The sequence below is a fragment of the Geomonas sp. RF6 genome (genome assembly GCF_021044625.1).
Lineage (GTDB): Bacteria > Desulfobacterota > Desulfuromonadia > Geobacterales > Geobacteraceae > RF6.
Map to the genome: position 1 here is coordinate 3,541,510 of NZ_CP087999.1, position 26,884 is coordinate 3,568,393.

Genomic DNA, 26,884 nt, shown 5'->3' on the forward strand with positions numbered 1-26,884 from the left:
GTGAAAAAGGGGGGGGCGAAGGGTCCGTTCCCTCTGCACTTTCCCGTTGACCTCTCCGGCACGAAACGGTACAGTCCCCTTCCTCCGGTGCGGGTGACGGAAGAAAGCGGGCGCTCCGGAAGCCGCCCCTTCCCCCTGCGCCCGGAAGCACGGGAAAAGGAGGGTGGGATGTTCGGATTCAGCGCGGGGGACTGGATTTTCATCGCGGGTGTCATGGCCGTGATCTTCTTCTTCGTCACATTGAGCGGCATGCGTAAGCGAAAATAGTATTATAAATAGTTGAGGAAGGTAGTACCGCCTCGCGGGAGGGGCGAGCGTCGCACCCGGTTCTCCCGCAAATCTCTTGGCGATCGATGATCACAGAAGGGGTGGCGTATGCAGGAACCGGACATCAGGAAGATCCTCACCGACTACCGCACCATCGCCGTAGTCGGTCTCTCCCCCGATCCCTCCAGGCCAAGCTTCGAGGTTTCCCACTACATGCAGAAGGCGGGGTACCGCATCATCCCGGTGAACCCCGCCTGCGACACCGTCCTCGGCGAGCGTTGCTATCGGAGTGTGACCGATATTCCCGATGAGGTGGAGGTCGTGCAGATCTTCCGCCGCAGCGAGTCCGTACCTCCCGTGGTGGATGAGGCGATCGCGAAGGGGGCGAAGGTCGTGTGGATGCAACTCGGCATCAAGAATCCCGAGGCCGCGGCGAAGGCTGAGGCCGCGGGGCTTGCGGTAGTCATGGACCTGTGCATGCTCCGCGAGCATGCGAGGCTGCGCATCCCGCCGAAGGAGTAGGTTCATCCGCCCTACCGGCGAAGCCGCCGGCGCGCCCCTATCCGGAGAGCAGGCAACTCCGGCGCCCCTACCTGAGTGAGGAAACGCGAGTCTTAGGCGCGCTGGCATGTAGGCCGGAATAAGCGTAGCGTTTCCGGCATTCGCTGCTGCGCCCTGTCTGTCGTGGACTGCCGGGAACGCCTCGCGGCTTATCCCGGCCTACATTGACGCTCTTCTGTATCCGCACTCTCGCACTTCCCCAGAGGCCTCTCCTCTCCACCTTTCCCTCCGTTCTCCTTTGTTAGCCGATATACAGATTCTTCCTTGCCACACCCCTTTCATCTCTGATAGTATGTTACGCCGCCGCGGCTCTAATTAAAGCACGTGGAGCCGCGCGGGGCGGGACTTTAGCGTCGAAAAGGAATCGAATACGTGTTCGAGACGTTTGCAAAACTGAAACACGGCCTGGCGAGCTCCATCCTGCAGGCCGATAACGGCGCCTGCGCGGTCGATCTGAACGACACGCGCGGCGTCGATATCCGCATCTCCCATCTGAACAAGTACTTCGGCTCCACCCACGTGCTGAAGGACATAAACCTGGAGATCCGCTCCGGCGAGACCTTCTGCATCATCGGCCCCTCCGGTACGGGGAAGAGCGTCCTTCTGAAGCACATCGTGAAGCTGGAGACCCCGGACAACGGGGAGATCTTCATCGACGGCAACCCGATCTTCGCCCAGGAGAAGGCACCCCCCCGCGACTACCGCTACAGCATGGTCTTCCAGTCCTCCGCCCTCTTCAACTCCCTCACTGTGGGGGAAAACGTGGGGCTTTGGCTCAGGGAGAAGAGGATCTGCAAGGAGCAGCGCATTCGCGAGATCATCCGCGAGAAGCTGGAGATGGTGGGGCTTGTGGGGACGGAGGGGCTGCGCACTTCGGAGCTCTCCGGCGGTATGAAGAAGAGGGTGGCGATCGCCCGCTCCCTCGCCATGAACCCGGACCTCATCCTCTACGACGAGCCGACGGCGGAGCTCGACCCGGTAACGACCGACGAGCTGGCGAACACCATCCTGAAGCTGAAGGAAAGCACGAAGAACACCACGGTAATCGTCACGCACGACCTGAACTTTGCCCTGTACATCTCGGACCGCATCGCCATGATGCACGGGGGCTCCATCGTGGAGGTCGGCACCCCGGCCGAGATAAAACGCAGCCAGAATCCGGTCGTGCGCGGCTTCATCTACACCACCACGAAAGGTATAAGGGGAGAGTAGATGTCGGTAAAACGAGGCGCACATCCCTTCGTCATCATCCTTTCCCTCGGCGCGCTCCTGTGCGCCTCCTGCGCGGATCTGAAGCAGTCCAAACCGCTTCTCCCGGTCCGGGAGTACGAAAGGATGATCGTGGGGCGCCTCGACGCGGAGTACGTCGGGACCTCGAACTGCGTCTCCAAGTGCCACTTCCACGACAAGATCACCGAGGACTTCTCCCACAGTGTGCACGGGGAGCAGATAAAGCCGGAGAGCGGGCTCCCCCTGGTGAACTGCGAGTCGTGCCACGGGCCGGGGAGCCTCGCCATCGCGCATCTGGACGACAACCGGGAGAAAAACACCCTCGAGAAGAAGAAGTGCGACACCTCGACCTTCCTCGACCTCATGCACCTCCCCCCCCAGGCCCAGTCCCTCATCTGTCTCAAGTGCCACTCCGCCGCCTCGGTCCCCGCGCTCGCCCACTGGAACGGGAGCGGTCATGCCCTTAACGACGTGAGCTGCTCCGACTGCCACAAGCTGCACCGGGGGCCGCAGCAGAAGGTCAGCCGCGAGGAGATGGCGGAGCTTTGCTACGGCTGCCACCCGGAGGTGCGGGGGGAGAACGCGCTCTACTCCCATCACCCCTTGCGGGAGAAGAAGATGGTATGCGTCGACTGCCACGAGGTCCACGGCTCCACCCTCGACTACATGCTGAAGGGGACGAGTCTGAAGGAGACGTGTACCCGCTGCCACATGGAGAAGCAGGGCCCCTTCGCCTTCGAGCACGCCGACGTCGCAGAAAATTGCCTGAACTGCCACACCCCCCACGGCTCGGTGCACAGCCGTCTCCTGAACGCGGCGATGCCCTTTCTCTGCCTGCAGTGCCACAACGGGCACGTCCTCGGCTCCGCGCAGGCGCTTCCCGGAACATCCGGGGGGATAAAGGGGCTCTTCACCAACCGGTGCACCGACTGCCACTCGCAGATCCACGGCAGCGACACCCCTTCCCCGGCCCTTACCGGGCGCGGGACGCTGCGCCAGTAAATGCGAAGGGAGAAAGGGATGAGAAGAGGGGGGAGTGTAGCCGAGCACCTGGTACGAAGCCTGCTCCTCCTCGCGCTGGCGACGGCTCCGGTGCGGGGGGAGGAGCCGGCAGAGCTCCCTCCGGAACCGGCAGGGGCGGACGAGCGCGCCGCGGTAGGGGAGGAGCGCCACGTGGAGACCCTGGAGCAGAAGGGGGGCTCCATCGGCTACCGCTCCGTCTTTCGCGAGGACAACCCCTCCCGCGCCCTGCCGTACAGCTACCTCCACTCCTCCGCCGCCGGCACCCTCTTTTACCGCCGCCTGGAGGCGGACAGCAACATCGAGGTCGAGGGCGCCTTCTTAAACCGCAACGACTACAACGGGGACCTCCTTCTTGACTACCGCGGCGACTACCGCCTGCACCTGCGCACGGAGAGCCTGTACCACAACCTCGACCGGGAGCTTCTCTTCACCCCCGACTTCATCCTCGACAGCAACGACCCCACGACCGGAAACCGCGCCCGCTATCACGCCAATCAGGATGCGGAGCAGGGGTACGGGATCAGCGTCACCCAGGACCTCGCGCAGTTCCGGTACCGCCTGCACAACTTCCCGCTGCACGCGAACTTCGGCTACTGGAGGCTCATCCGGGAGGGGACGATCCAGCAGCGCTTTGCCGACACCTCCTTCGAGGGTACCGGCGGCGCTCTGGCGAGCGGAGCGGAGAACAACGTCTTTGCGGAAGCGCGCGCGGTCGATCAGCGCACGGAGGAGGGGAGCGTGTCGCTCGACTCGCATCTCGGGCCTGTCGACCTGATCTACGCCTTCAAGGTGCGCCAGTTCGAGGACCGCGAGCCGATCCCGACCCACGACTACCTGTCGCGCACCGGCACCGACGGGATGACGGTGGACCGCTTCGGAGGGGTGCAGGAGCATAACGAAAACCCGGACAGCCGGCTCTACTCCCACACGGTAAAGGCGCACACCTCCCTCGCGGGGGGGCTCGCCGCGACCGGTTCCTACACCTTCGAGCGGCGGGAAAACCTGTCGCGCCTCACCGATACGGCCGGGGTGAAGCACGCGACGGTGGACGTCCAGGGGGGGGCGGGGGATGTCACCTACACCCCGTGCAAGGAATTCACCCTCTCGGTGAAGTACCGCCACCAGGAGCTCGATCACGACGGCCCGGCGGCCCTTTCCAACTCCTTCTTCACCACGAGCCAGCCGCTGCGCCCGGGGGTGGACACGGTGAAGGACCAGGTGACGGCGCTCCTTTCGTACCGCCTCTCCCGCACGGCGACGGTAAACGGCGAGTACCGTGGCGACTTCCTCTCCAGGGAGCAGGTGGCGCCGACCCCGAGCGCCCTTTACTTCGCGCTGCCGGAGCACTCGAACACCCAGCGCGGCACCCTTTCCTTCATCTACCGCCCGAAGAGGGGGGCGCGCCTGAACGCCAGGTACAGCTACTCCACGACCGACCACCCCTCCTACGGGGCCTCCTTTGCCGAGCGCCACGAAGGGGAACTCCTCGCCTCCTACACCAGCGGCAGCCGTTGGGGGGCGACGGCGGGGGTGCGGGAGCGGCGTGACTCCAACGACGAGGTGCAGCGCTTTCTCCTCAACTACCCCTTCGACCCGATAAGCTACAGCACCGCCCCCCCCATCTCCCGCTCCCGCGAGAGCCGCAGCGCGAACCTGGCGGTGTGGGTGGCGCCGCTGGCGCGAACGACCGTCAGCGCGCACTACTCCTACCTGGAGAACTCCGTCGACCAGGGGGTCTTCTTCACCGGGATCGGGAGCGGCAGCGAGGCCTTTGCCAACTACTTCAACCGTGCGCACGTCTACGCCCTGAACGGGACGTACGGGGCGAGCGAGACCCTCGACCTGCAGCTCATGCTGCAGCAGGTCCGCTCCCACGCAGCCTTCCGCCCGCAGATCGTCGCCTTCTCCGCGACCTCGGACACCTCCGGGGTCCGTGAGCTCACCGAGCAGGAGACCACCATCAGCACCCTCTCCGCCCGCGCGGAAAAGCGCTTCACGGAGCGGCTCTCCGGCTCGCTGGAGTATTCGCTGAACGACTACCACGAGGGGACCCCCCCCTACAGCACGTACAACGGGACGGTCCACGCCGTTGCCGCCTACCTTTCGGCCAGATGGTGAGGAGAGAGACTCTGAGGGCGATCCGGATCATACTCCTCGCGCTGGTCGTGTGCGCAGCGCTCCCTGCGTCACGCTCCGGCGCGAGCGGAAAGCTCGTGGCGGCGCTCCTGACCTGCGACCTCCCCCGGTACCGTGACGCCCACAAGGCCTTTATGAAGTCGCTCGGGCAGAAGGGGTACGACCAGAGCAACCTGGAGATGATCACCCAGACCCCCAATCCCGACCCTATCTCCTGGGCGAACAGCATCCGCAAGTTCAACGCCATCGGCGCGGACCTGATCGTGGCGTACGGGGCTCCCGCGGCCCTTGCCGCCATAAAGGAGCAAAGCGAGATACCGGTCGTCTTCGTGGACGTCTACGGCCCGGTGGAGACGGGGGTGGTGCACAGCATGTCGGGGTCCGGGAAGAACGTGGCGGGGGTGAGCTCGCGGGTCCCGCTGGTGACCCTCATAAAGACAGCGCTCGACCTGAAGGGGGGGAAGGGGCTCGGGGTGCTGTACAATCCGCGTGAGGAGGGGTCGCTCGTGCAGCTCAGGGAGGCGAGGAGGATCGCGGCTCAGCTCGGCCTCACCGTCACCGAAGTGAACGTCGCCTCCGCGGCGGGGATCGATGCCGCACTTGCCACACTCTTTGCGGCCAGAGTAGACTATATCTATGTTTCCGAGTGCTCCGCCTGCTGCCGGAGCTTCGAGAAGATCGTGCACCGCGCCGGGGAGACGCGCATACCGGTGCTCTCCCAGATGCCCGGTGCCGCGGCGAAGGGGGCGCTCATCGCCATGGAGATTGACCCGGTGGAGCAGGGGCAGGACGGAGCGGAGTACGCCGCGCGCATCCTCGGGGGGCGAAAAGCCGCGGCGCTGCCGGTACTCACGCCGAAGCGGGTCGAGCTGATCGTGAACATGAAGACCGCGAGGGCGCTCGACCTGCATGTCCCCCTCTCGGTCCTTTCGGCGGCGACGAAGGTGCTGAAGTGACAGTTTTGAGGTATCGATGGCGAGAATTCTGATAGTCGACGGCGACCCCCTCTTCGTGGAGGGGTTGACGGAAAATATAAAGGCGCTCTACCCGCTGCTCCAGGTGGAGACGACGGGGGACGCGCTGCAGGCCCGCGAGATCCTGAAGGGGGAGCGGGTCGATCTCCTCCTCATGGACCTGGAGCTCCCGGCCCCGCCGGGGATCGACCTGCTGGAGAGCGCGCTCTCCTCCGGGATGGACAAGAACAGGATCGTCATCCTCTCCGCCCGGGATCCGGAGTACCTGCACGAGCGCTTCCCGATGGGGAGCTGCCTTGCGGTTCTGAACAAGTTCGAGGCGAAGCAGCAGGCGTGCCTCGACATGATCCTCAGTTCGATGCAGAGAAAGGCCGCCGCCCTCAAGCGCTGCCCGTCCCAGGGTGGGGGAGGGTGAAGAGTTCGGCGTGCGGGGGGGGACCTCCGAGGGTAAGGAGGGCGTAGCTGCCGAGGCCGGCGAGGGGGCCGGGGTTCAGAAGGAGGATACTCCCTTCCCGCCTGATGGAGGGGATGTGGGTGTGGCCGTACAGAACGACGCCGGCACCGACCTCCGCACCGCGGGCGAGGAGGCACGAAAGCCCCCCTTTCACCCCGTAGCGGTTTCCGTGGGTGGCAAAGACCCGCACCCCCTCGAGGTTCAGGAGGATGTCGCCGGGGAGAGTGGAACCGTGGTCGCAGTTTCCGGGAACCCGCACGACCGGGGTTTCCATCACCTCTTCCAGGAGGCGGGCATCCTCTGTCCCGTCCCCCAGGTGAATGGTGAGATCGACGGGCGCGGCCGCCTCGTGGGCCCGGAAGAGGCGGGCGTAGTCGCCATGGCTGTCGGAGCATACCAGGATCTTCATACTCTCCTTCTTTCCGGGGGCGTCCCGGTCCTTTTTCTTCTCCTATAGGACATTCAGCGTCACCAAGACAAGAAAAATCGGAGGGCCGCATGATAGGGAAGCTTTTGCGCCGGATCTTGATCTTCCTCGGGAGCCTCGTCGTCCTCGCCTTCGCCGGGATCGTGATCTCTCTTCTCTTCTTCTCCGACGGGCCGAGCTTCGGCGACGGGGTCGGGCTCGTGGAGGTGAAGGGGATGATCGTGGACGGCCAGGAGACGGTGCGGCAGCTGCACGCCTTTGGCAAGGAGGAGAGGGTGCGCGCGGTCGTCCTGCGCATCGACTCCCCCGGCGGCGTCGTCGGCCCCTCGCAGGAGATCTACTCCGAGGTGAAGCGGCTCGCCGCGAAGAAGAAGGTCGTGGTCTCCATGGGGAGCGTCGCCGCTTCCGGCGGGTACTACATAGCGGCCCCCGCCTCCTTCATATTCGCCAACCCCGGCACCATCACCGGGAGTATCGGCGTCCTCATGAAGTTCACCAACGTGGAGGGGCTGATGGGGAAGGTCGGGGTAAAGGGGCTGACGCTGAAGAGCGGGCGCTTCAAGGACTCCGGCTCGCCGCTGCACGAGATGACCCCCGAGGAGCGCCAGATGCTCCAGGGGGTGATAGACTCGACCTATCGGCAGTTCGTGGCGGCGGTGGCGCAGGGGAGACGCCTCCCGGTGGAGGAGGTCTCCCGCATCGCCGACGGCAGGATCCTCTCGGGAGAGCAGGCGCTCTCACTGAAACTCGTGGACCGGCTCGGGACGCTTCAGGAGGCGGTGGAAGAGGCGGGGCGGCTCGCCGGGATGAAAGGGGAGCCGCGGGTCATCAAGGCCCCCCAGAAACGCCGCCCCTCCTGGGATTTGCTGGTGCAGGGGGTCGCCGAGCGTCTCGCCCTCTCGTCCCCCCGGGGAGTCGGGGTGGAGTACCTCATGGAGGGGGGCGGGAGCTCTCTAACTAGCGGATATTTACCTTGACAAACAGATCGCCATCTATATACTGAGGAGCTTTGAAAAAGGGGGGCTGGGGGATCTCGTGAAGATACGCGTCGAAGAGACCAAGAAGAAGCGGCTCACCCTGGAAGAGGACGAGCCGGCGGAACATTACGCCCCTCTGGCGGAAGTGGAGAAGAGCGGAGAGGCCCGCTTTACCGCCCCGGTGCACGTCGAGGTGAGCGCCTTTTGGGAGCACGACCACGTGAGGGTCGCCGGGAAGGTGGCGACAGCCGCCGCCCTTACCTGCTCGCGCTGCCTTACCGAATTTGAAACCCCTCTGGAATCGAGCTTCACCATCATCTACAGTCAGGCCAGGGACGAGTCCCCCGCCGACGAAGAGGTGGAGCTCTCCGAGGAAGACCTGGTGGCTGCGACATACCAGGGGGACGAGATAGATCTCGATTTCGAGATCGCCGAGCAGGTGATGATGGAAGTGCCGTACAAGCCGCTCTGCCGCGAGGCGTGCAAGGGGCTGTGCACCGAGTGCGGTCAGGACCTGAATGTCGCCGAGTGCGGCTGCAACAGAGGCGGCATCAACCTGAAGATGAGTGCATTGCAGAAGATCAAGATAGAAAAGTAAAAGGAGACCTCACCATGGCAGTACCCAAGAAGAAAACGTCCAAATCGCGCAAAAATATGAGAAGGGCCCACGACTTCCTCACCCCCCCGACGGTGTCCACCTGCCCCCAGTGCAAGGCTCCCAAGCTCCCCCACTGCGTCTGCCCTTCCTGCGGCACCTACAAGGGAAGGCAGGTTCTGAAGGCCGAAGAGCTGTAGTCGCTCGGCCCGCAGGAGTACTATGAGAGTTGCTGTGGATGTGATGGGGGGAGACAACGCCCCCCATGTCGAGGTGGAAGGAGCGGTTGCCGCAGCCCGCGAGTTCGGGGTCCCCGTCACACTGGTGGGGGACACCGAGCGGGTTCGCGCGGAGCTCTCCCGCCACAACGTGAGCGGTCTCGACATCGAGGTGAAGCACGCCAGCGAGGTCGTGGGGATGCACGATTCGGCCTCCGATGCGGTTCGCAAGAAGAAGGACTCCTCCATACGGGTCGCCTTCGACCTGGCCAGGAACGGCGAGGCGGCAGCGGTGGTGAGCGCAGGTAATTCCGGTGCCACCATGGCCGCCGCCATGTTCGTCCTGAAAAGGCTGAAGGGTATCGATCGCCCCGCCATCGCCAACCTCTTCCCCACCCTCACCGGAAAGACCCTGGTCCTCGATGTCGGAGGGAACGTCGACTGCAAGCCGATGCACCTGGTGCAGTTCGCCGTCATGGGGGAGGTGTACTCGCGCTTCGTCCTCGGCATCCAGTCGCCGCGCGTCGGTCTTCTCTCCAACGGTGAGGAGGCGAGCAAGGGGAACGAGCTCACCCGCGAGACGAGCCTCCTTCTGAAGGAAAAGCCGATCAACTACATCGGCTACGTGGAAGGGCGGGATGTCTTCAACGGGGCCGTCGACGTCGTCGTGTGCGACGGCTTTGTCGGAAACGTGGTGCTGAAGCTCTCCGAGGGGCTCGCCGAGACCGTCGGGAAGATGCTGAAGGCGGAGATAAAGTCGAGCCTCCTCTCCCAGCTCGGCTACCTCCTGTGCCGGAAGGCCTTCAAGGAGTTCCGAAAGACGGTCGACTACGCCGAGGTCGGCGGAGCACCCCTTCTGGGGGTGGACGGCGTGGCGATGATCTGCCACGGCGGCTCCAACGCGAAGGCGATAAAGAACGCGGTCCGCTTCGCCCACGAGTACGCCATGAAGGGTGTAAATGGCAGGATCGCCGAAAAGCTCCTGGAGAGCTTCCCCGATCTCGCCCGGGATCGCAGGGGAAGTGACGAGAAGGCGCTGTCCTGAGGCGCTTTCCTTTCGCGCCCGGCACCTCTCTTCATCCCCCTTCAGACAAAAAGTGCATTGTGATGCAGGCTGCCGTCCCCGCCTTTTCGCGCCCGGCCGCCTATTGACTAAAGGAATTCCTCATGCAAAAGTACGCCTTCATCTTCCCCGGACAGGGGTCGCAGTACGCCGGAATGGGGCGGGAGCTGGCCGGCGCCTTTGCGGTGGCGAGGCAGGTCTTCGAGGAGGCGGACGACGCCCTCGGCTTCTCCCTCTCCACCCTCTGCTTCGAAGGTCCCGAGGAGGAGCTGCGCCTCACCGCGAACACCCAGCCTGCCATTCTCGCCACGAGCATTGCGGCGCTGCGGGTCATCTCCTCAGAGACCTCCCTTACCCCCTCCTTCCTGGCGGGTCACTCCCTCGGCGAATACTCGGCGCTCGTCGCCTCAGGCGCCTTGTCCCTTTCCGACGCCTTGAAGACGGTGCGCGCCCGCGGCAGCTTCATGCAGGACGCGGTGCCGGTCGGTGTCGGAGCCATGGCCGCAATCCTCGGGGCCGAGGCGGACGAGATCGCCGCAATCTGCGCCGATGCCTCCGAAGGTGAGCTCGTCACTCCGGCAAACTTCAACTCCCCCGGCCAGATCATCGTCTCCGGCCACGCAGGCGCGGTGAACCGCGCCATCGAGATCGCCAAGGAGCGCGGCTTCCGAAAGGCGATGCTCCTGCCGGTGAGCGCACCCTTCCACTGCCCCCTCATGGAGAGCGCCGCGCAGCGCCTTCAGGAGACCCTTTCCGGGGTAGCCGTCGGCGAGATCGCGGTCCCGGTCGTCACGAACGTGGAGGCGAAGCCAAACAGCGACGCCGGCCGCGTGAAGGATCTCCTGGTGCAGCAGGTCTGCGCGCCGGTCCTGTGGGACGCTTCCGTTAAGGAGATGATCTCCCTCGGCGTCACGAACTTCCTGGAGATCGGCCCGGGGAAGGTCCTGTGCGGCCTGGTGAAGAGGATTGACAAAGGGGTTCCTGCCGTGAACGTGCAGGACCCGGAAGGCGTGAAAACGCTTGCGGAGGTGGCTTGAGATGAGTCTTCAGGGACAGGTAGCTGTGGTGACCGGCGCATCGCGCGGCATCGGCAAGGCGATAGCGAAGCTTCTGGCGGCAAACGGCGCTGCCGTCGTCACGACCGCCACCACGGCGGAGGGTGCCCAGCGCGTCGCCGACGAGATCATCGAGGCGGGGGGCGACGCCCTCGCCGTAAAGGTTGACGTTTCCGTCGCCGCAGACGTGGAGGCGCTCTTTGCCGCCGCTGTGGAGAAGTACGGGAAGGTGGACATCCTCGTCAACAACGCCGGGATCACCAAGGACGGGCTCCTGCTGCGCATGAAGGAGGCGGACTGGGACCAGGTGCTCGACGTGAACCTGAAAGGGGCCTTCAACTGCACGAAGGTCGCTGCCAAGACGATGACGAAGGCGCGCTACGGCCGCATCGTGAACGTCTCCTCCGTGGTGGGGGAGATGGGGAACCCGGGGCAGGCGAACTACTGCGCCTCGAAGGCGGGGCTTATCGGCCTCACCAAGAGCGTCGCGCGGGAACTTGCCAGCCGCAACGTCACCGTAAACGCGGTTTCCCCCGGCTTCATCGAGACGGACATGACGCACGAGCTCTCCGAGAAGGTGAAGACTTCCCTCCTGGAGCAGATCCCGCTGGGGCGTCTCGGCGCCGCCGAAGACATCGCGCTGGCGGTACTTTTCCTCGTCGGTCCGGGGGGAGGGTACGTCACCGGTCAGGTCCTTTCGGTGAACGGCGGAATGCACATGTAGCCCCTCTTTGAGGGCGCTTTTCGCGAAAAAAATAGCTTTTGCAAAATGATCTTTTCATGCTATGACAACAAGCAGACTTAACTCCGGGAACGTCTGCACGATACCCAAAAACACATGGAGGTGTATAGATGGCTTCAATTGAAAAACGCATCAAAGAGATAGTGGCTGAGCAGCTTGGCGTGGACGAGTCGCAGGTAACGGGCGAGAGCTCCTTCATGGACGACCTCGGCGCCGACTCCCTCGACACCGTGGAACTGGTCATGGCTCTCGAGGAGGAGTTCGAGATCGAGATCTCCGACGAGGACGCCGAGAAGATCCAGTCCGTACAGGACGCCATCGACTATATCACCGATCACACCTAGCAGAGCCGGGGGAGGAGAGCTTCTTCCCCTTTTTCATGTAATGGGGTATGCGGTCAGATTGAGAAGGAGCTTTACCGTATGAGAAGAGTCGTAGTGACGGGGATCGGCCTGGTTTCCCCGCTCGGGACCGGAAACAGCAAGAACTGGGAGGCCCTGACTTCGGGAAAATCGGGGATCGCCGGCATCACCCGCTTCGATGCCTCCGATCTGCCGGTGCGCATCGCCGGGGAAGTGAAAGACTTCAACGCCGAAGAGTTCGTGGACAAGAAAGAGATCAAGAAGATGGATCTCTTCATCCAGTACGCTCTCGGTGCTGCACACTTCGCCATGGAAGACTCCGGGTTCACAGTCACCGAGGAGAACGCCGAGAGGGTCGGCGTCCTCGTTGGCGCCGGACTCGGCGGCCTCCCCGCGCTGGAGCGGTACCACACCGCCGTCGCGGAGGGGGGGTACAAGAAGATCTCCCCCTTCTTCATTCCCATGCTGATCATCAACCTCGCTCCCGGGCAGATTTCCATCCGCTACGGCACGAAGGGGCCGAACCTCTCCTCTGTTTCCGCCTGCGCCACCGGGACGAACTCCATCGGCGATGCCTACCACATGATCCGCCGCGGCGACGTGGACGCCATGATCGCCGGGGGCGCCGAGTCCACCGTTACCCAGATGGGTATCGGCGGCTTCGCGGTCATGAAGGCGCTCTCCACCAGGAATGACGATCCTGCTGCTGCTTCCCGTCCGTTCGACAAGGGGCGCGACGGCTTCGTACTCGCCGAGGGGGCTGGCATCGTCATCCTCGAGGAGTACGAGTCGGCGAAGAAGAGGGGGGCGAAGATCTACGCCGAGATCGTCGGCTACGGCCTCTCCAGCGACGCCTACCACCTCACCACCCCGGCACCGGGGGGGGAGGGGGCTGCCCGCTGCATGAAGATGGCGCTGAACACCGCCGGGGTGAACCCTGAGGAAGTGGACTACATCAACGCCCACGGCACCTCCACTCCTTTCGGGGACGTCGGCGAAACGATGGCGATCCGCTCCGTCTTCGGCTCCCACGCCGATGAGCTGATGGTTTCCTCCACGAAGTCGATGACCGGGCATCTCCTTGGTGCGGCCGGCGGGGTGGAGGCGATCTTCACCCTCATGGCGATGCAGAACTCCGTGGTACCCCCGACGATCAACCTCGACGAGCCGGATCCGGAATGCGATCTCGACTACGTCCCGAACACCGCACGCGAGGCCGAGGTGAAGGTAGCGATGAGCAACTCCTTCGGGTTCGGCGGCACGAACGCAACACTCCTTTTCAAGAAGGTGTAGCATGATAGTTTTAGGCAGCGATCACGGCGGTTTGGAACTGAAGGAAGAGATCAAGAGCCTGCTCGGCGAGATGGGGCTTCCGTGCGAGGACCTCGGCACGAACGGGAGCGAGTCCGTCGACTACCCGGAGTTTGGGGAGAGGGTCGCCCGCCGCGTCTCCGAGGGGGGCGCGGAAAAAGGGATCCTCGTGTGCGGCACCGGCATCGGCATGTCGATCGTGGCGAACAAGATCCCGGGTATCCGGGCGGCTCTTGTGACCGACACCTTCATGGCGCGCATGGCGAAGGAGCACAACAACGCCAACATCCTCGTCCTCGGGGGGCGCGTGCTGGAGATCTCCCTGGCAAGGGAGATGGTGCGGACCTGGCTGGAGGCGACCTTCGAGGGTGGCCGCCACCAGGGGCGCCTCGACAAGATCGCGGCTCTCGAAGACGGCTGCTGCAAGTAACCAGGCTGCCGCAAAGAACGGTAAGGAATCTAAAGACGGGACTGTCACGGTCCCGTTTTCATTTATCAAGACTAGGAGATTGAGCATGTCAGTACTGGAAACATTCGATCCCGAGATAGCGAGCGCGATCCGGCACGAAACGGAGCGCCAGGAGTACAACCTCGAGCTGATCGCCTCGGAAAACTTCGTCTCTCCCGCAGTCCTGGAGGCGCAGGGGTCCGTCCTTACCAACAAGTACGCGGAAGGGTACCCCGGGAAGCGCTACTATGGGGGGTGCCACTGCGTCGATGAGGCGGAGAACCTGGCGATTGCCCGCGCGAAGGAGCTCTTCGGGGCCGACCACGCGAACGTGCAGCCGCACTCCGGCTCCCAGGCGAACATGGCGGTGTACTTCTCCGTGCTGAAGCCGGGGGACACCGTCCTCGGCATGAATCTCGCCCACGGCGGCCACCTTACCCACGGCAGCCCGGTGAACTTCTCCGGCAAGCTCTTCAACATCGTCCCGTACGGCGTGACGAAGGAAGACCAGACGATCGACTACGAAGAGGCGGAGCGTCTCGCGATCGAGCACAAGCCGAAGATGATCGTGGTGGGTGCCAGCGCCTATCCGCGCATCATCGACTTCGAAGCCTTCCGCCGCATCGCCGACAAGGTAGGCGCCGTCGTCATGGTGGACATGGCCCACATCGCCGGTCTCGTTGCCGCAGGGCTCCACCCGAGCCCGGTGCCGCACGCCGAATTCGTCACCACCACGACCCATAAGACGCTGCGCGGACCGCGCGGCGGCATGATCCTCTGCCGCGAGGACTACGCGAAGACCCTCAACTCCAACATCTTCCCGGGGATCCAGGGTGGGCCCCTCATGCACGTCATCGCCGCAAAGGCCGTCGCCTTCAAGGAGGCGCTCTCCCCCGAGTTCAAGGAGTACCAGACGCAGATCGTGAAGAACGCGAAGACCCTCGCAGCGGCCCTCATGGCGCGCGGCTTCAAGCTCTGCTCGGGCGGCACCGACAACCACCTCATGCTCGTCGACCTCACCGACACCGGCCTTACCGGGAAGGTTGCGGAGGAGGCGCTGGACAAGGCGGGGATCACCGTCAACAAGAACGGCATCCCGTACGACACCCGTTCCCCCTTCATCACCTCCGGGATCCGTATCGGCACCCCTGCCGCCACCACCCACGGGCTGAAGGAAGGGGAGATGGAAGTCGTCGCCGGCTTCATCGCCGACGCCCTTGCCAACGTGGAAGACGAAGCGCGCCTCGCTGCGGTAAAGCAGCAGGTGAATGACCTCATGAAGCGCTTCCCGCTCTACGCCGGGAAGCTCGCCTAGCGGCTTCGCTGAAGAATGAAGAGAAAGAAAAAGGGAGGGTGCCTGGAAAGGCACCCTCCCTTTTTTCTGTTTTTAGGGTGATATTTTTTTCCGGTTGAAAAGAGGATTAGCGGGTGGTAATCTTCGCTGGAATCAACTCCGGGGGTGCTGCTATGCGTACTGCTTTTATGATCTCCATTCTCCTTTTTGCCGCTGCCGGACCCTCTCATGCCGAGGACCCGCTGGAGTCACTAAACACCGTTCAGGAAACGCTGAGCCAACTTGCCCAGTACCGCGCGACTCATAGCTCGTCCCACGCGGCAGCCCTCAACCAGTCCCAATCTCCTCCCTCCGTCTCCGCCGTCCCCACCCAGTCTCCTGTTCCGGAGCCTGGGCAGCAGTCCCAGGAAGAGAAGGGTGCCTCCTGCTGTGAGGAGCCGGCCCGGTAGCCCCCTCCGTCAGGGGGAGAGGGATACCCCGCACAGCTTCAGCTCGCTCTCCAGCTTCTCGCGGCTGATGCCGAGGACGCGGCAGGCCTGGTTCCAGTCGCTCTGGTAGCGCGTCATCACCATGAGGAGGAGCGCTTTCTTCAGCGAGGCCGAAAGCTTCTCCATCACCCCTTCACCCTGCGCCTCCAGTGATGAGACAAGGGGCGCCAGCGACTTCTGGAAAAGGGCGGCACTCTCCTCCATCCCCTTTCCCTGGTGCTCCTCGAGGCGCTTCAGCTTCACGATATTCCCCACGCAACGCTCCATGTTGTCCTGGACGAAGGTGAGGGTGTCCCAATGGCTGTCGACTATCATGACGCGGCAGGCATCATCAACGTTTGCCGGTGCCCCTTTCTTGCGGAGGCGAACCTCCATCACGCAATAGTCGAACTCCCCCGATTTGTTTTTGGTGTCGCGGACGCGGTATGCCATCTTACTTCCCCCCTCTGTATGCTCGATGCTCCCTTTCTTTACAATGCTCGTACCAAGGGGGAGGCAGGTTCGCCTTCATTCTGAATACTGCTGAAATAACAAGATCTTGCACCACCTTGCGCGGCACCCCTCCCGCTGCAATACGGAGGGTGCGACTGTACACAAGATGCACACGCTGAAGGAGCTTCTCTTGCTCGATCCGCCTGTCGCGCGGCTTTGCGCGGATTGAACGCAGGTTGAACAGGAAAACATCAGCGGCAGGAGGATTTTGCACACTCATCGCAGCGTGCTATAGGTTAACCTGATCACACCGTGGCGGCTTTCTCGCCGAAGGGGGCATCCCCTTGCGCGCTCCTCTCTTTCTCCCCCTTCTCTGTGCAATCGCCGGAATCTGCTGCGCCGGGCTCTTCGGCATCTCTGCGCCTCTCTGGGCCCTGTGCGCGTTTCTTTCCTGCCTTCTGTGCGCATCCTGGTGTCCTCACCGCTTACCGTTCCTGGTCGGAATTGCGGCCGTTTCCTTCGTGTGGGGGTCGCTGTCGGTGGAGGAGTTTCTGCACCGCGACCCGGAGTGGCAGCGGCACGCATCGGAAAAGCCGCATCTTGTCGAGGGGGTGCTGGCGTCGCGCCCGGAGGAGAGCGGGGGCGCGACGCGTCTCTATCTCAGGGACCCCGTTCTCTGGAGTGACGAGGAGGGATCTGTCGCCATGCAGGGACGGCTCCTGCTGTACGTGAGGGAAGGGCGGGTGCGGTTTCGCAGCGGCGACCGGGTGCGCTTCTCCTCCCGGGTATCGGTGCCGCGCTCCTACGGTCTCCCCGGCGAGTCCGACTATCCCGGCTACCTCGCGCTGAAAGGGGTGCAGGGGGTCTGCTTTGTGCGGAGGGGAGAGGAGGTGCTCCTGGTATCGCGGGAAGGGGGGTGGCGTGCGAACCTCGACGCCCTCGCAGCCCGGCTCGGAGCCTTCATCGAGGAGACGGTGCCGGGAGTGGAGGGGGGGATACTGAAGGCGCTCCTTATCGGTGACTGCAGCGGCGTGTCGCCGGAGATCCAGGACGCCTATGCCAGAAGCGGCGTCAATCACATCCTCTCCATCTCCGGATTCCATGTGGGGATCCTATGCCTTTGCCTTTTTCACGTCCTCTTCCGGGTGGCGCGCCTGAGCGAGACGGTGACCCTGCGCTTGAACCTCAGGAGGGCGCTCCTCCTGGCGGCGCTCCCCGTGACCGTCCTTTACCTCTTTCTCTCCGGATGCGCAGCCGCCACGGTGCGCTCGCTATTGATGATCGCCTCCCTGACGGTCGCACTCTACCTGAAGCGTGAGACGGACCCGGTCAATGTGGTCACGCTCGCCGCCTGCGCCATTATCGCCGTTGCGCCCGCCACCCTTTTCGACGTCTCGTTTCAGCTATCGTTTCTCGCGGTGTGGGGGCTCGCTGTTCTCACACCCTTCTTCCTGCCGCGCGGTGAGGGGATCAAGGGGTGGCGCCCCCTCTTTCTCTCCGTCGGCGCGAGCCTCGCCGCCATTCTCTCCACCGCTGTCCCCGCCGCCTACCACTTTCACCGCATCTCTCTGGCCGGGCTCATCTGCAATCTTGTGGTGGTGCCGCTTGTTGGCTACGGCTCGGTGGTGCTTGGCTTCGCCTCCCTTGTCTCATTTTTCCTCTTCCTGCCGCTCGCCCGGCTCCTGATGGTAGTTGCGGGACATCTGGTAGGCTTCGCGGATAGGGCCGTTCTCTACTTTGCCACCTTCCCGGTCCTGGAATACCAGCCCGATCGTCTCGATTTCGCCCTCTCCCTCCTTGCCATGTGCGCTCTCACCTTCATCGCTCCCCGCCGAATAGCTCTCGCCTGCACCGTCACCCTCTGCATTGTCCTTCTCTGGCGCGGCGCCCCGCATGCCGTGCAGGGGGACGGAAGGGTGCACGCTCTTTTTCTCAGCGTGGGGCAGGGGGACGCGGCACTCCTGCGGCTGCCGGACGGAAAGACGATGCTGGTCGACGGGGGCGGGAGCTTCGGGGAAGGGGACACGCGGGTCGGGGAGCGGCTCCTGGTGCCGGCTCTCCTCGCCCTAAAGGTGCGGCGCATCGACTACCTCGTCCTGTCGCACCCGCACCCCGACCACCAGCAGGGACTCCTTCCGGTGGCGGCGCGCTGGGAGGTGGGGGAGTTTTGGGAGAGCGGGGTGCCGTGCGGCGGCCGCGAATACCAGCAACTCCGGTGGGTCCTCGCCTCCAGGGAGGTGCCCCGACGCGTGCTGCGAGGGGGGATGGCGCCCCTCCTCGCGGGGGGCGCGACGGTGGAGCCGCTCTGGCCCCCCCCGGACCCCGAGGCGGAGGGGTGGGACGAGAATGACACCTCGCTGGTCCTGCGGGTGCGCTGCGGCAAGAGCGCGCTTCTTCTCACGGGGGACGTGGGGGGGAAGGCGGAAGAGGAACTGGTGGCGAGGGGGGCGCCCCTTTGCTGTACACTTTTAAAAGTCCCCCACCACGGGAGCAGTCACTCCGCGGGGGACGGGTTCCTCGCCGCGTGCGCCCCGAGGGTTGCTGTCGTCAGCGCAGGGTTCGGAAACGCTTTTCACCTCCCCGCGCCGTCGACCCTTGGAAGGCTCGCGAGGCACGGCATCGACGTACGCCGAACCGACCTGCAAGGAAGCGTAGAAGCTGTTCTGGCGCCGGATGGGAGCTGGGCGGCAGGTACTCCGTGGGAAGGGCATTTTAATTGACACTTTAAAGAGCTTTCTGCTAGTTTAACGGCAAATCCGGGGGAGTAACCGCCGGCGCCCGGGACGACGGAGAAACGGTTGATGGAGAGGATTCTTGTAGTCGAAGACGATAGCTTCTTCAGAAAGGTCTTCACCGACCTGCTGGAAGGGGAGGGGTACGCCGTCGAGACCGCTTCTTCCGGCGAAGAGGCGTTGGAGATGATCGAGAACGGGGACTACCAGCTGGTAGTGACGGACATGGTGATGCAGGACGTGAACGGCCTCGACATCCTCTCCCACGTGAAGCGCCATGACCCGAACGTCGACGTCATAATGGTCACCGGTCACGCCAATGTGGAGACCGCCATTGTCGCCCTCAAAAACGGGGCGCGCGACTATCTGGTAAAGCCGATCAATCACGACGAGTTCAGCCACATCGTCGCGCAGTGCATGGAACAGCGCCGGCTCCTGGACGAAAACCTCGAGCTGAAGGCGCTTTTGAATCTCTTCCAGGTCAGCCAGACCATCGCCAACTGTCTCGAGCTGGAACGGATCTACCCCCTCCTGATCGACGCCCTGTCGAAGGCGGTGGGGGTGTCCAGAGGGCTCGGGTACTTCTGCGGTGTCGGTCCTCTTACACTGCGGGAGGTGAAAGGGGTGGACGAGGAGGTGGCGCACCTTGTCGGCGAGGAGATCCTCGCCTGTTGCGACATCTCGGAGAGCGCCGGCCCCCTCCTTCGGCTGAAGGCACTCCCGGCCAGAGTCCAGGAGTTGGCGCCCGGGGTTAAGGAGGGGGTATGCCTCTGCCTTCGGCACAAGGCGGTCCTCCAGGGTGTGGTAGTCCTTCTGAACGACCCCGGCGTGCCGATTCCTCGGGACAACAACAGCGCCCATCTGCACTTTTTGCTCGACCAGTGCTCCCTCGCCCTGGAGAACGCCGCCCGCTACAGCGTCGCCAAAGATCTCCTCTACGTAGACGAACTCACCGGCCTCTATAACTACCGCTACCTCGACGTCGTTCTCGAGCGCGAGATGAGGCGCTCGGAGCGCTACGGCTCCCACCTTTCCGTTCTCTTCCTGGACATCGACCGCTTCAAGGAGGTGAACGACCAGTACGGCCACCTCGTCGGGAGTCTCGTCCTGAAGGAGGTCGGCGACCTGGTGAGAAAGGGTGTGCGCGATGTGGATGCGGTGATCCGTTACGGCGGAGACGAGTACACCATCATCCTCGTGGAAACCGGGATCGAAGGTGCCGCGATCGTCGCGGAACGTATCAGGGGGATGGTGGAGAAAAACGTTTTTGCCGAGTGCGAGGGGCTCGCTCTGAAACTCACCGTCAGCCTCGGCTACGCCTGCTCCCCGGAGGACGCGAGGACGAAGTCGCAGCTCATCGATCTCGCCGACCAGGCGATGTACTGCGGGAAGGCGAGCGGCAGGAATAAGGCGTTCCACATCTCTGCAAAGGGCGAATAAAAGGCTCGGCTCGTACGGGAATATGGTGGAGTAAGCCTGTGGAAAAGCTGCCACCAACTGTAAAGGTGGCACCTTCCCCCCCCCACCCTGGCCCTCCCCCGCAAGGGGGGAGGGTGGGAAGGTAACGAGCCCGCGTCCCGCGGGTTCGCGATGGACCCAGAAGGCCCAGACGGATCGCAAAAAAGAGGAAGTCGAGGCCACGCGTCCCCCCCCCTTTGCGAAGGGTCTTCCGGGAATTCTGGGGAACGCGCTACAAAGAATCCGGGTGCCCCCACGCTGGAGCGTAGGCATCTTGCCTGCGATGGCGGCGCAGCCGCCACAGACCGCGCGGCTGGCGCCGCGGTACAGGCTGGGAAGCCTGTGCTCCAGCGCGGCGCCACTAGGGTCCCCTCACGTCAACGGAAGCGACCGGGCTGAATTCCCGGAATTCCCGGATGAACCTTTGCGAAGGGGGGACAGGGGGGATTTGCTCTTTGTCGAAACACGATTGAAGGAATCGAGCGGCTCGCGCCGAGGCGAAACGGCGACCGAGCCGCTTTACATTTAAGACTGGAATGGAAGGAGAAAAAAGTGGCGATAACCGGTATCAAGGGATTCAACGACATACTTCCGGGTGAGGTGGAGAAGTGGCAGTACATCGAGGCGACGGCGCGCCGCGTATTCGAGCTGTATGGCCTTTCGGAGATACGGATACCGATCCTTGAGAAGACGGAGCTTTTCAGCCGCTCCATCGGTGACGCCACCGACATCGTGGAAAAGGAGATGTACTCCTTCGTGGACAAGGGGGAAAACCGCGTCACCATGCGCCCTGAAGGGACCGCCTCGGTAATGCGCTCCTACATCGAGCACAAGCTCTATGCGCAGGATCCGGTGGCGCGCCTGTACTACATGGGGCCGATGTTCCGCTACGAGCGTCCGCAGAAGGGGCGCTACCGCCAGTTCCACCAGATAGGTGCGGAACTCACCGGTGTCACCGACCCGACCGTCGATGCCCAGGTCCTCACCATGTTGAGCCACTTCTTCGCCGAGCTCGGGCTGGACGAGCCTTCTCTGGAGATAAATTCCCTCGGCTGCCCCGAGTGCCGCCCCGTCTACCGGGAGTCGCTGAAGAACTTCCTCCTCACCCGCATGGAGCTCCTGTGCGAGGACTGCGTGAGGCGCTACGAGACGAACCCGCTGCGCGCCCTCGATTGCAAGGCCGCAGGGTGCAAGGAGGCGACCAAGGGCGCTCCCGCGATGCTCGACAATCTCTGCCAGGGGTGCAGCGACCACTTCGAGAAGACGAAGAGCTACCTCGACGCGGTGGGGACGAAGTACCGCATCAACGAGAGGATGGTGCGCGGCCTCGACTACTACACCCGCACGACCTTCGAGATGGTGACCTCCCTGCTCGGCGCCCAGAGCGCGGTTGCGGCGGGGGGGCGCTACGACGGCCTGATCAGCGAGCTCGGCGGCCCGCAGATCCCCGGCATCGGCTTCGCCATCGGGGTGGAGCGGGTTGCGCTGCTCCTCGCGGAGAAGGACTTCGCCCGCAGGCCCGATCTCTTCATCGCCGCCATGGGGGAGGTGGCGCACGGCCGCGCTTTCCAGCTCATGACCGCGTTGCAGCGACTCGGAAGCTCCGTGGAGATCGACTACGAAGGGAAAAGCCTGAAGAGCCAGTTGCGCCGCGCCGACAAGTTCAAGGCGCGCTACACCCTCATCATCGGGGAGGACGAGCTCTCCAAGGGGACGGCGCCGCTGAAGAACATGGACGGTGGCACGCAGGAGGAAGTGGCGCTGGAGGCCGAGGCGATCCTGAAGGCGGTAAAAGGGTAGGGGACGCTCTGCAGGTAATGTAGCAATATAGGCCGGGATAAGCCGCAGGCGTTCCCGGCGCTCCCTCTCCTCACCACACGGTGCCCAGGAGGCAGCGCCGCCCATTTCGCCGCTTGCTCTTGCAGTTAGACGCGTTCGTCATGCTTGACACTGCTTCCTAACCCGTGCATAATCCCCCCGCTTTTTACTCCGCCAGGAATGAATGGGAGCCCCACCAGAGGCTCCCATTTTCCGTGTCGGAGCCCCCGCAGCTCCCCTAGGATGAAATGATATGGCCGATGAATACGCGAACTTCGTGCACCTGCACGTGCACACCCAGTACTCCCTGCTGGACGGCGCCATACGCTTCGGCGACCTCCTCGCGAAGGTAAAGTCGCTCCACATGCCCGCGGTCGCCATGACCGACCACGGCAACATGTTCGGCTCGATCGAGTTCTTCCTCAAGTGCAAGGACAAGGGGATCCAGCCGATCATCGGGTGCGAGGTGTACATCGCGCCCGGCTCGCGCACCCACAAGCAGGCTCCCGCCCCCGACCAGGCCAGCAGCTACCACCTCATCCTCTTGTGCGAAAACCTCACCGGATACAAAAACCTCAGCTATCTCGTCTCCGCCGGCTACAAGGAGGGGTTCTACCGGCGCCCCCGCATCGACAAGGACCTCCTGGCGCAGCACAGCGAGGGGCTCATCGTCCTCTCCGCCTGCCTGCAGGGAGAGGTCCCCTATCTCGCCCTGCGCGGCAAGATGGATGAGGCGAAAGCGGCGGCGCAGTGGTATGCCGACCTCTTCCCGGGGAGCTACTACCTGGAGATCCAGGAGAACGGGATCCCGGAGCAGACGACCGCCAACCGGCGGGTGATGGAGATCGCCCGGGAGCTCGACCTGCCGCTCGTCGCCACGAACGACTGCCACTATCTCAACAAGGAAGACGCCCGCGCCCACGAGATCCTTCTGTGCATCCAGACCGGGAAGACCATGGGGGATCCCTCCCACATGCGTTTTTCCACGGAAGAGTTCTACCTGAAGACGCCGGATGAGATGGCGGCGGCCTTCCACTACGCTCCGGAAGCGCTCACCAACACGGTGGAGATTGCAAAGCGCTGCAAGATCGACTTCGACTTCAAGACCTACTACTTCCCGGCCTACGATCCGCCGCCTGGGGAAACCCTCGACCAGCAACTGGAGCGCGAGTCGACCGAAGGTCTGGTGCAGCGGCTCAACAAGATCCGCATCAAGAACCCAGATTTCACGGTTCAGGACGAGCAGGCGTACTACCACCGCCTGAGGATCGAGCTCGACTGCATCAAGCAGATGGGGTTCCCCGGCTACTTCCTCATCGTTGCGGACTTCATCAACTGGGCGAAGGACCACGGCATCCCGGTCGGTCCCGGCAGGGGATCGGCGGCCGGCTCGCTGGTCGCCTTCTGCATCAGGATCACCGACATCGACCCGATGCCGTACAACCTGCTGTTCGAGCGCTTCCTCAACCCCGAACGTATCTCCATGCCCGATATCGACGTCGACTTCTGCCAGGACCGCCGCGAAGAGGTGATCCAGTATATGGTGGAGCGCTACGGGCGGGAAAAGGTGTGTCAGATCATCACCTTCGGTACCATGGCTGCGCGTGGCGTCATCCGCGACGTGGGGCGCGCGCTCGATCTCCCCTTTGCCGACGTGGACAAGATCGCGAAGCTCGTCCCCGAGGTGCTGGGGATCACCCTGGAGAAGGCTATCGCCCAGGAGCCGAAGCTGAACGAGCTCGCCGCGGCGGATCCGAAGGTAAAGGAGGTCCTCTCTGTCGCCTTGAGGCTCGAAGGGCTTGCCCGCCACGCCTCCACCCATGCGGCTGGCCTCGTGGTGGCGCCGAAGCAGATGGAGAACTTCTGCCCGGTGTACATGGACCAGAAGACCGGGGCGCTCACCACCCAGTACTCCATGAAGTACGTGGAGAAGATCGGGCTGGTGAAGTTCGACTTTCTCGGCTTAAAGAACCTCACGGTCATAGAGAACGCGGTAAAACACATCCGCAAAGTGAATCCCGACTTCGACCTTTCAATTCTCGGGGACGACGATCCGGAAACCTACAAGCTCCTGCAGGCCGGCAACACCACCGGCGTTTTCCAGCTGGAGTCGAGCGGCATGAAGGAGCTCCTGGTAAAGCTCAAGCCCTCCTGCTTCGAGGACATCATCGCGGTCTGCGCCCTCTATCGTCCGGGTCCTTTGGGCAGCGGCATGGTGGACGACTTCATCGAGCGCAAGCACGGCCGCAAGCAGGTGGTGTACGACCTGCCGCAACTCGAGCCGATCCTCAAGGACACCTACGGGGTCATCGTCTACCAGGAACAGGTCATGCAGATCTCCCGGTCGCTCGCCGGCTATTCCCTCGGTGGCGCCGACCTACTGCGCCGCGCCATGGGTAAGAAAGACATGGAGCAGATGGCCAAGGAGCGCGACAAGTTCCAGGCCGGCGCCGAGAGCCAGGGGATCGATCCGAAGAAGGCGGCGGGTATCTTCGACCTCATGGCGAAGTTCGCCGAGTACGGCTTCAACAAGTCGCACTCCGCGGCATATGCGCTCGTGGCGTACCACACCGCGTATCTGAAGGCGCACTACCCGGTCGAGTTCATGGCAGCCCTCCTGACGGAGGACATGAGCTCCACCGACAAGGTCATAAAGAGCGTCAGCGACTGCCGGGATATGGGGATCGAGGTCCTCCCCCCCGACATAAACCAGTCGGACCGCTCCTTCCGCGTCCTCGGCAACTCCATGCGCTTTGGCCTCGGGGCCGTGAAGAACGTGGGGGAGGGGGCGATCGAGGCGATCATCGAGGCGCGCGGCGACTCCCCCTTCACCGATCTCTTCGATTTCTGTGAAAGGGTCGACCTGCGCCGCTGCAACAAGAGGGTCATCGAGGCACTCATCAAGTGCGGCGCCTTCGACTCCACAGGCGCCAAGCGCTCCCAGCTCATGGCGGTCCTCGAGGATGCGGCCGCCTCCGGGCAGCGGGTGCAGCAGGAGCGGGAGAGCGCCCAGGCCTCACTCTTCGGGATCCACGAGGTGATCCGCGGGGCCGGGAGCGGGGGGAACCGCTATCCGGAGATACCGGAGTGGGACGAGAAGTACCGGCTGGGGTGCGAGAAGGACGCGATCGGCTTCTTCATCACCGGGCACCCGCTGGCGCGCTACGAGGGGGACATAAAGCGCCTCTCCAACGCCACCACGGCGACCCTTACGGAGATGAAGGAAAAGAGCGAGGTGAAGATCTGCGGCATCGCCACCTCGTTGAAGGAGATCATCACCAAGAAAGGGGACCGGATGGGGTTCATCTCCCTTGAGGACACCTCCGGCTCCGTGGAGGTGGTGATCTTCTCCGACGTCTATGCCAACTGCTCCGAGTACGTGAAAAGCGACGACCCGATCCACGTCACCGGGACGCTGGAGCTGGGGGAGAAGGGGGCGAAGGTCATGGCGACGAGCATCGTCCTCCTGCGCGACCTGAACGAGGCGCTGACGAAGAAGGTGAACTTCAACCTCGACGCCAAGGGGGCCGACCCGGGGAAGCTGGAGACTCTAAAGGAGATCATTTCCCGCTATGCCGGGAACTGCCGCAGCTTTCTCCACCTCGATATAGAGAACAATTCACGCGTCACCATACGGCTTTCGGAGACGTACAAAGTGGCAGCCAGCGAAGATTTAACAGTGGAAGTGAGTAACCTCTTCGGCTATAATGCCGTGTCTTTCGAGTAGGGTCTCTTTCTCACTCCTCACAGACTGTACGAAACCAAGCTGGAGCTTGGACAGAGGCATGGCAGAAAGCACTTTCAGCCACCCTCAGACAATTGATCTAATCCGGGAGAATATAAAGATGGCAGTGCAGCAACAACACACCACCTATCTCGATTTCGAGAAGCCTCTGGCAGAGCTGGAGAAGAAGATACAGGAACTCCTCGCTTTTTCCACCGAAGGGGTGGACCTGAAGGGGGAGGTGGAGAAGCTGGAGACGAAGGCGGAGGCGATGCGCGCCGAGATGTTTGCGAACCTGACCCGCTGGCAGACCGCGCAGGTTGCGCGCCACATCAACCGCCCCTTCACGCTTGACTACCTGCAACTGATCTTCACCGACTTCATCGAGCTGCACGGCGACCGCAACTTCGGTGACGACCACGCCATCGTAGGTGGACCCGCGCGGCTGGACGGCGAGCCGGTGATGGTGATCGGGCACCAGAAGGGGCGCGACACGAAGGAGAAGGTTTTCCGCAACTTCGGCATGCCGAACCCGGAGGGGTACCGCAAGGCGTTGCGCCTCATGGAGATGGCGGAGCGTTTCAGGATGCCGATCGTGACCTTCGTCGACACCCCCGGGGCGTACCCCGGAATCGGCGCCGAGGAGCGCGGGCAGGCTGAAGCGATCGCCAGGAACCTGCGCGAGATGGCGCGCCTTACAGTGCCGATCGTCGTCGTCATCGCCGGCGAAGGTGGATCGGGCGGGGCGCTCGCCATCGCCGTCGGTGATCGGATCCTCATGCTGGAGCACTCCATCTATTCCGTCATCTCCCCCGAAGGGTGCGCCGCCATCCTCTGGTCCGACGGCACGAAAGGGGCGCAGGCGGCCGACGCCCTGAAGCTCACCGCTGCCGACATAAAGACGCTCGGCGTCATCGACGAGATCGTTCCGGAGCCGGCCGGCGGCGCCCACCGCGACCACGCCGGGGCGGCGAAGCTGCTGCACGAGGCGATATCGAGGAACCTGAAGGAACTGCAGGGGCTCCCTGCGGAGGAGCTCATTGAGGAGCGCTACCAGAAGTTCCGCAAGCTGTCGCAGTTTATCGAGTAGATTGA

At 63.5% G+C, this 26,884-nt stretch carries 24 protein-coding genes; 22 read left to right on the forward strand and 2 right to left on the reverse strand.

Annotation, left to right across the window (positions count from 1 at the left end):
• The first annotated feature begins 375 nt into the window (after positions 1–375).
• The 6 genes from LPW11_RS15220 to LPW11_RS15245 all read left to right on the forward strand — a co-directional run bounded on the left by LPW11_RS15220 (position 376) and on the right by LPW11_RS15245 (position 6,606).
• Complete coding sequence (locus LPW11_RS15220; protein ID WP_230994729.1) at positions 376–789, forward strand: CoA-binding protein; 414 nt, start codon at positions 376–378, stop codon at positions 787–789.
• A gap of 411 nt (positions 790–1,200) precedes the next feature.
• Positions 1,201–2,040: an ABC transporter ATP-binding protein gene (locus LPW11_RS15225; protein WP_442899789.1), complete on the forward strand. Its 840-nt coding sequence runs from the start codon at positions 1,201–1,203 to the stop codon at positions 2,038–2,040.
• Positions 2,041–3,060, forward strand: coding sequence for a DmsE family decaheme c-type cytochrome (locus LPW11_RS15230; protein ID WP_230994730.1), 1,020 nt, complete (start codon positions 2,041–2,043; stop codon positions 3,058–3,060). It begins immediately after the preceding gene.
• 18 nt (positions 3,061–3,078) lie between these two features.
• On the forward strand, positions 3,079–5,199 hold the full coding sequence (locus tag LPW11_RS15235) for a hypothetical protein (RefSeq protein WP_230994731.1): 2,121 nt from the start codon (positions 3,079–3,081) through the stop codon (positions 5,197–5,199).
• A complete protein-coding gene (locus LPW11_RS15240; protein ID WP_442899790.1) occupies positions 5,193–6,173 on the forward strand; it encodes an ABC transporter substrate-binding protein in 981 nt (326 codons plus the stop codon). Before LPW11_RS15235 ends, LPW11_RS15240 begins: the two co-directional genes overlap by 7 nt.
• 16 nt (positions 6,174–6,189) lie before the next feature.
• On the forward strand, positions 6,190–6,606 hold the full coding sequence (locus LPW11_RS15245; RefSeq protein ID WP_230994733.1) for a response regulator transcription factor: 417 nt from the start codon (positions 6,190–6,192) through the stop codon (positions 6,604–6,606).
• On the opposite strand, the gene LPW11_RS15250 is transcribed toward LPW11_RS15245, so the two are convergent.
• Positions 6,572–7,054: a metallophosphoesterase family protein gene (locus tag LPW11_RS15250; RefSeq protein ID WP_230994734.1), complete on the reverse strand. Its 483-nt coding sequence runs from the start codon at positions 7,052–7,054 to the stop codon at positions 6,572–6,574. The two genes, LPW11_RS15245 and LPW11_RS15250, sit on opposite strands and share 35 nt — an antisense overlap.
• Before the next feature lie 89 nt (positions 7,055–7,143).
• On the opposite strand from LPW11_RS15250, the gene sppA reads away from it, so the two are divergent.
• From sppA to LPW11_RS15305, 11 genes are all read left to right on the forward strand, one after another.
• A complete protein-coding gene (sppA, locus tag LPW11_RS15255; protein WP_230994735.1) occupies positions 7,144–8,049 on the forward strand; it encodes a signal peptide peptidase SppA in 906 nt (301 codons plus the stop codon).
• Between the two features lie 58 nt (positions 8,050–8,107).
• The gene (locus LPW11_RS15260; RefSeq protein WP_230994736.1) at positions 8,108–8,647 is read left to right on the forward strand and encodes a YceD family protein; all 540 of its coding nucleotides are present in this window, start codon (positions 8,108–8,110) and stop codon (positions 8,645–8,647) included.
• A 14-nt stretch (positions 8,648–8,661) separates the two neighbouring features.
• Positions 8,662–8,844, forward strand: coding sequence for a 50S ribosomal protein L32 (gene rpmF, locus LPW11_RS15265; RefSeq protein WP_012531545.1), 183 nt, complete (start codon positions 8,662–8,664; stop codon positions 8,842–8,844).
• 22 nt (positions 8,845–8,866) lie between these two features.
• Positions 8,867–9,907 (forward strand): phosphate acyltransferase PlsX, encoded by a 1,041-nt coding sequence (plsX, locus tag LPW11_RS15270; RefSeq protein ID WP_230994737.1) that lies wholly within the window; start codon positions 8,867–8,869, stop codon positions 9,905–9,907.
• 122 nt (positions 9,908–10,029) lie between these two features.
• Positions 10,030–10,962, forward strand: a complete 933-nt coding sequence (gene fabD, locus LPW11_RS15275; protein WP_230994738.1) for an ACP S-malonyltransferase — start codon at positions 10,030–10,032, stop codon at positions 10,960–10,962.
• Between the two features lies 1 nt (position 10,963).
• The gene (gene fabG / locus LPW11_RS15280) at positions 10,964–11,704 is read left to right on the forward strand and encodes a 3-oxoacyl-ACP reductase FabG (protein ID WP_230994739.1); all 741 of its coding nucleotides are present in this window, start codon (positions 10,964–10,966) and stop codon (positions 11,702–11,704) included.
• A gap of 128 nt (positions 11,705–11,832) precedes the next feature.
• The gene (gene acpP / locus LPW11_RS15285; RefSeq protein WP_230994740.1) at positions 11,833–12,066 is read left to right on the forward strand and encodes an acyl carrier protein; all 234 of its coding nucleotides are present in this window, start codon (positions 11,833–11,835) and stop codon (positions 12,064–12,066) included.
• Between the two features lie 78 nt (positions 12,067–12,144).
• Positions 12,145–13,377, forward strand: a complete 1,233-nt coding sequence (gene fabF / locus LPW11_RS15290) for a beta-ketoacyl-ACP synthase II (RefSeq protein WP_230994741.1) — start codon at positions 12,145–12,147, stop codon at positions 13,375–13,377.
• A gap of 1 nt (position 13,378) precedes the next feature.
• Positions 13,379–13,825 (forward strand): ribose 5-phosphate isomerase B, encoded by a 447-nt coding sequence (gene rpiB / locus LPW11_RS15295; protein WP_230994742.1) that lies wholly within the window; start codon positions 13,379–13,381, stop codon positions 13,823–13,825.
• 85 nt (positions 13,826–13,910) lie between these two features.
• Entirely contained in the window at positions 13,911–15,158 is a 1,248-nt protein-coding gene (glyA, locus tag LPW11_RS15300; protein ID WP_230994743.1) for a serine hydroxymethyltransferase, read from the forward strand.
• A gap of 152 nt (positions 15,159–15,310) precedes the next feature.
• On the forward strand, positions 15,311–15,586 hold the full coding sequence (locus tag LPW11_RS15305) for a hypothetical protein (RefSeq protein ID WP_230994744.1): 276 nt from the start codon (positions 15,311–15,313) through the stop codon (positions 15,584–15,586).
• Between the two features lie 9 nt (positions 15,587–15,595).
• Here LPW11_RS15305 and LPW11_RS15310 read toward each other — a convergent pair whose 3' ends face one another.
• Positions 15,596–16,057, reverse strand: a complete 462-nt coding sequence (locus tag LPW11_RS15310; RefSeq protein ID WP_230994745.1) for a hypothetical protein — start codon at positions 16,055–16,057, stop codon at positions 15,596–15,598.
• Between the two features lie 344 nt (positions 16,058–16,401).
• Here LPW11_RS15310 and LPW11_RS15315 point away from each other — a divergent pair, with 344 nt between their 5' ends.
• From LPW11_RS15315 to LPW11_RS15335, 5 genes are all read left to right on the forward strand, one after another.
• The gene (locus LPW11_RS15315) at positions 16,402–18,777 is read left to right on the forward strand and encodes a DNA internalization-related competence protein ComEC/Rec2 (protein ID WP_230994746.1); all 2,376 of its coding nucleotides are present in this window, start codon (positions 16,402–16,404) and stop codon (positions 18,775–18,777) included.
• Positions 18,778–18,858: 81 nt separating this feature from the next.
• Positions 18,859–20,229 (forward strand): GGDEF domain-containing response regulator, encoded by a 1,371-nt coding sequence (locus tag LPW11_RS15320; protein ID WP_230994747.1) that lies wholly within the window; start codon positions 18,859–18,861, stop codon positions 20,227–20,229.
• Positions 20,230–20,799: 570 nt separating this feature from the next.
• Complete coding sequence (hisS, locus tag LPW11_RS15325; RefSeq protein ID WP_230994748.1) at positions 20,800–22,047, forward strand: histidine--tRNA ligase; 1,248 nt, start codon at positions 20,800–20,802, stop codon at positions 22,045–22,047.
• Between the two features lie 271 nt (positions 22,048–22,318).
• Positions 22,319–25,792, forward strand: a complete 3,474-nt coding sequence (dnaE, locus tag LPW11_RS15330) for a DNA polymerase III subunit alpha (RefSeq protein WP_230994749.1) — start codon at positions 22,319–22,321, stop codon at positions 25,790–25,792.
• 118 nt (positions 25,793–25,910) lie between these two features.
• Positions 25,911–26,879: an acetyl-CoA carboxylase carboxyltransferase subunit alpha gene (locus LPW11_RS15335; protein ID WP_230994750.1), complete on the forward strand. Its 969-nt coding sequence runs from the start codon at positions 25,911–25,913 to the stop codon at positions 26,877–26,879.
• The last annotated feature ends 5 nt before the right edge of the window (positions 26,880–26,884 follow it).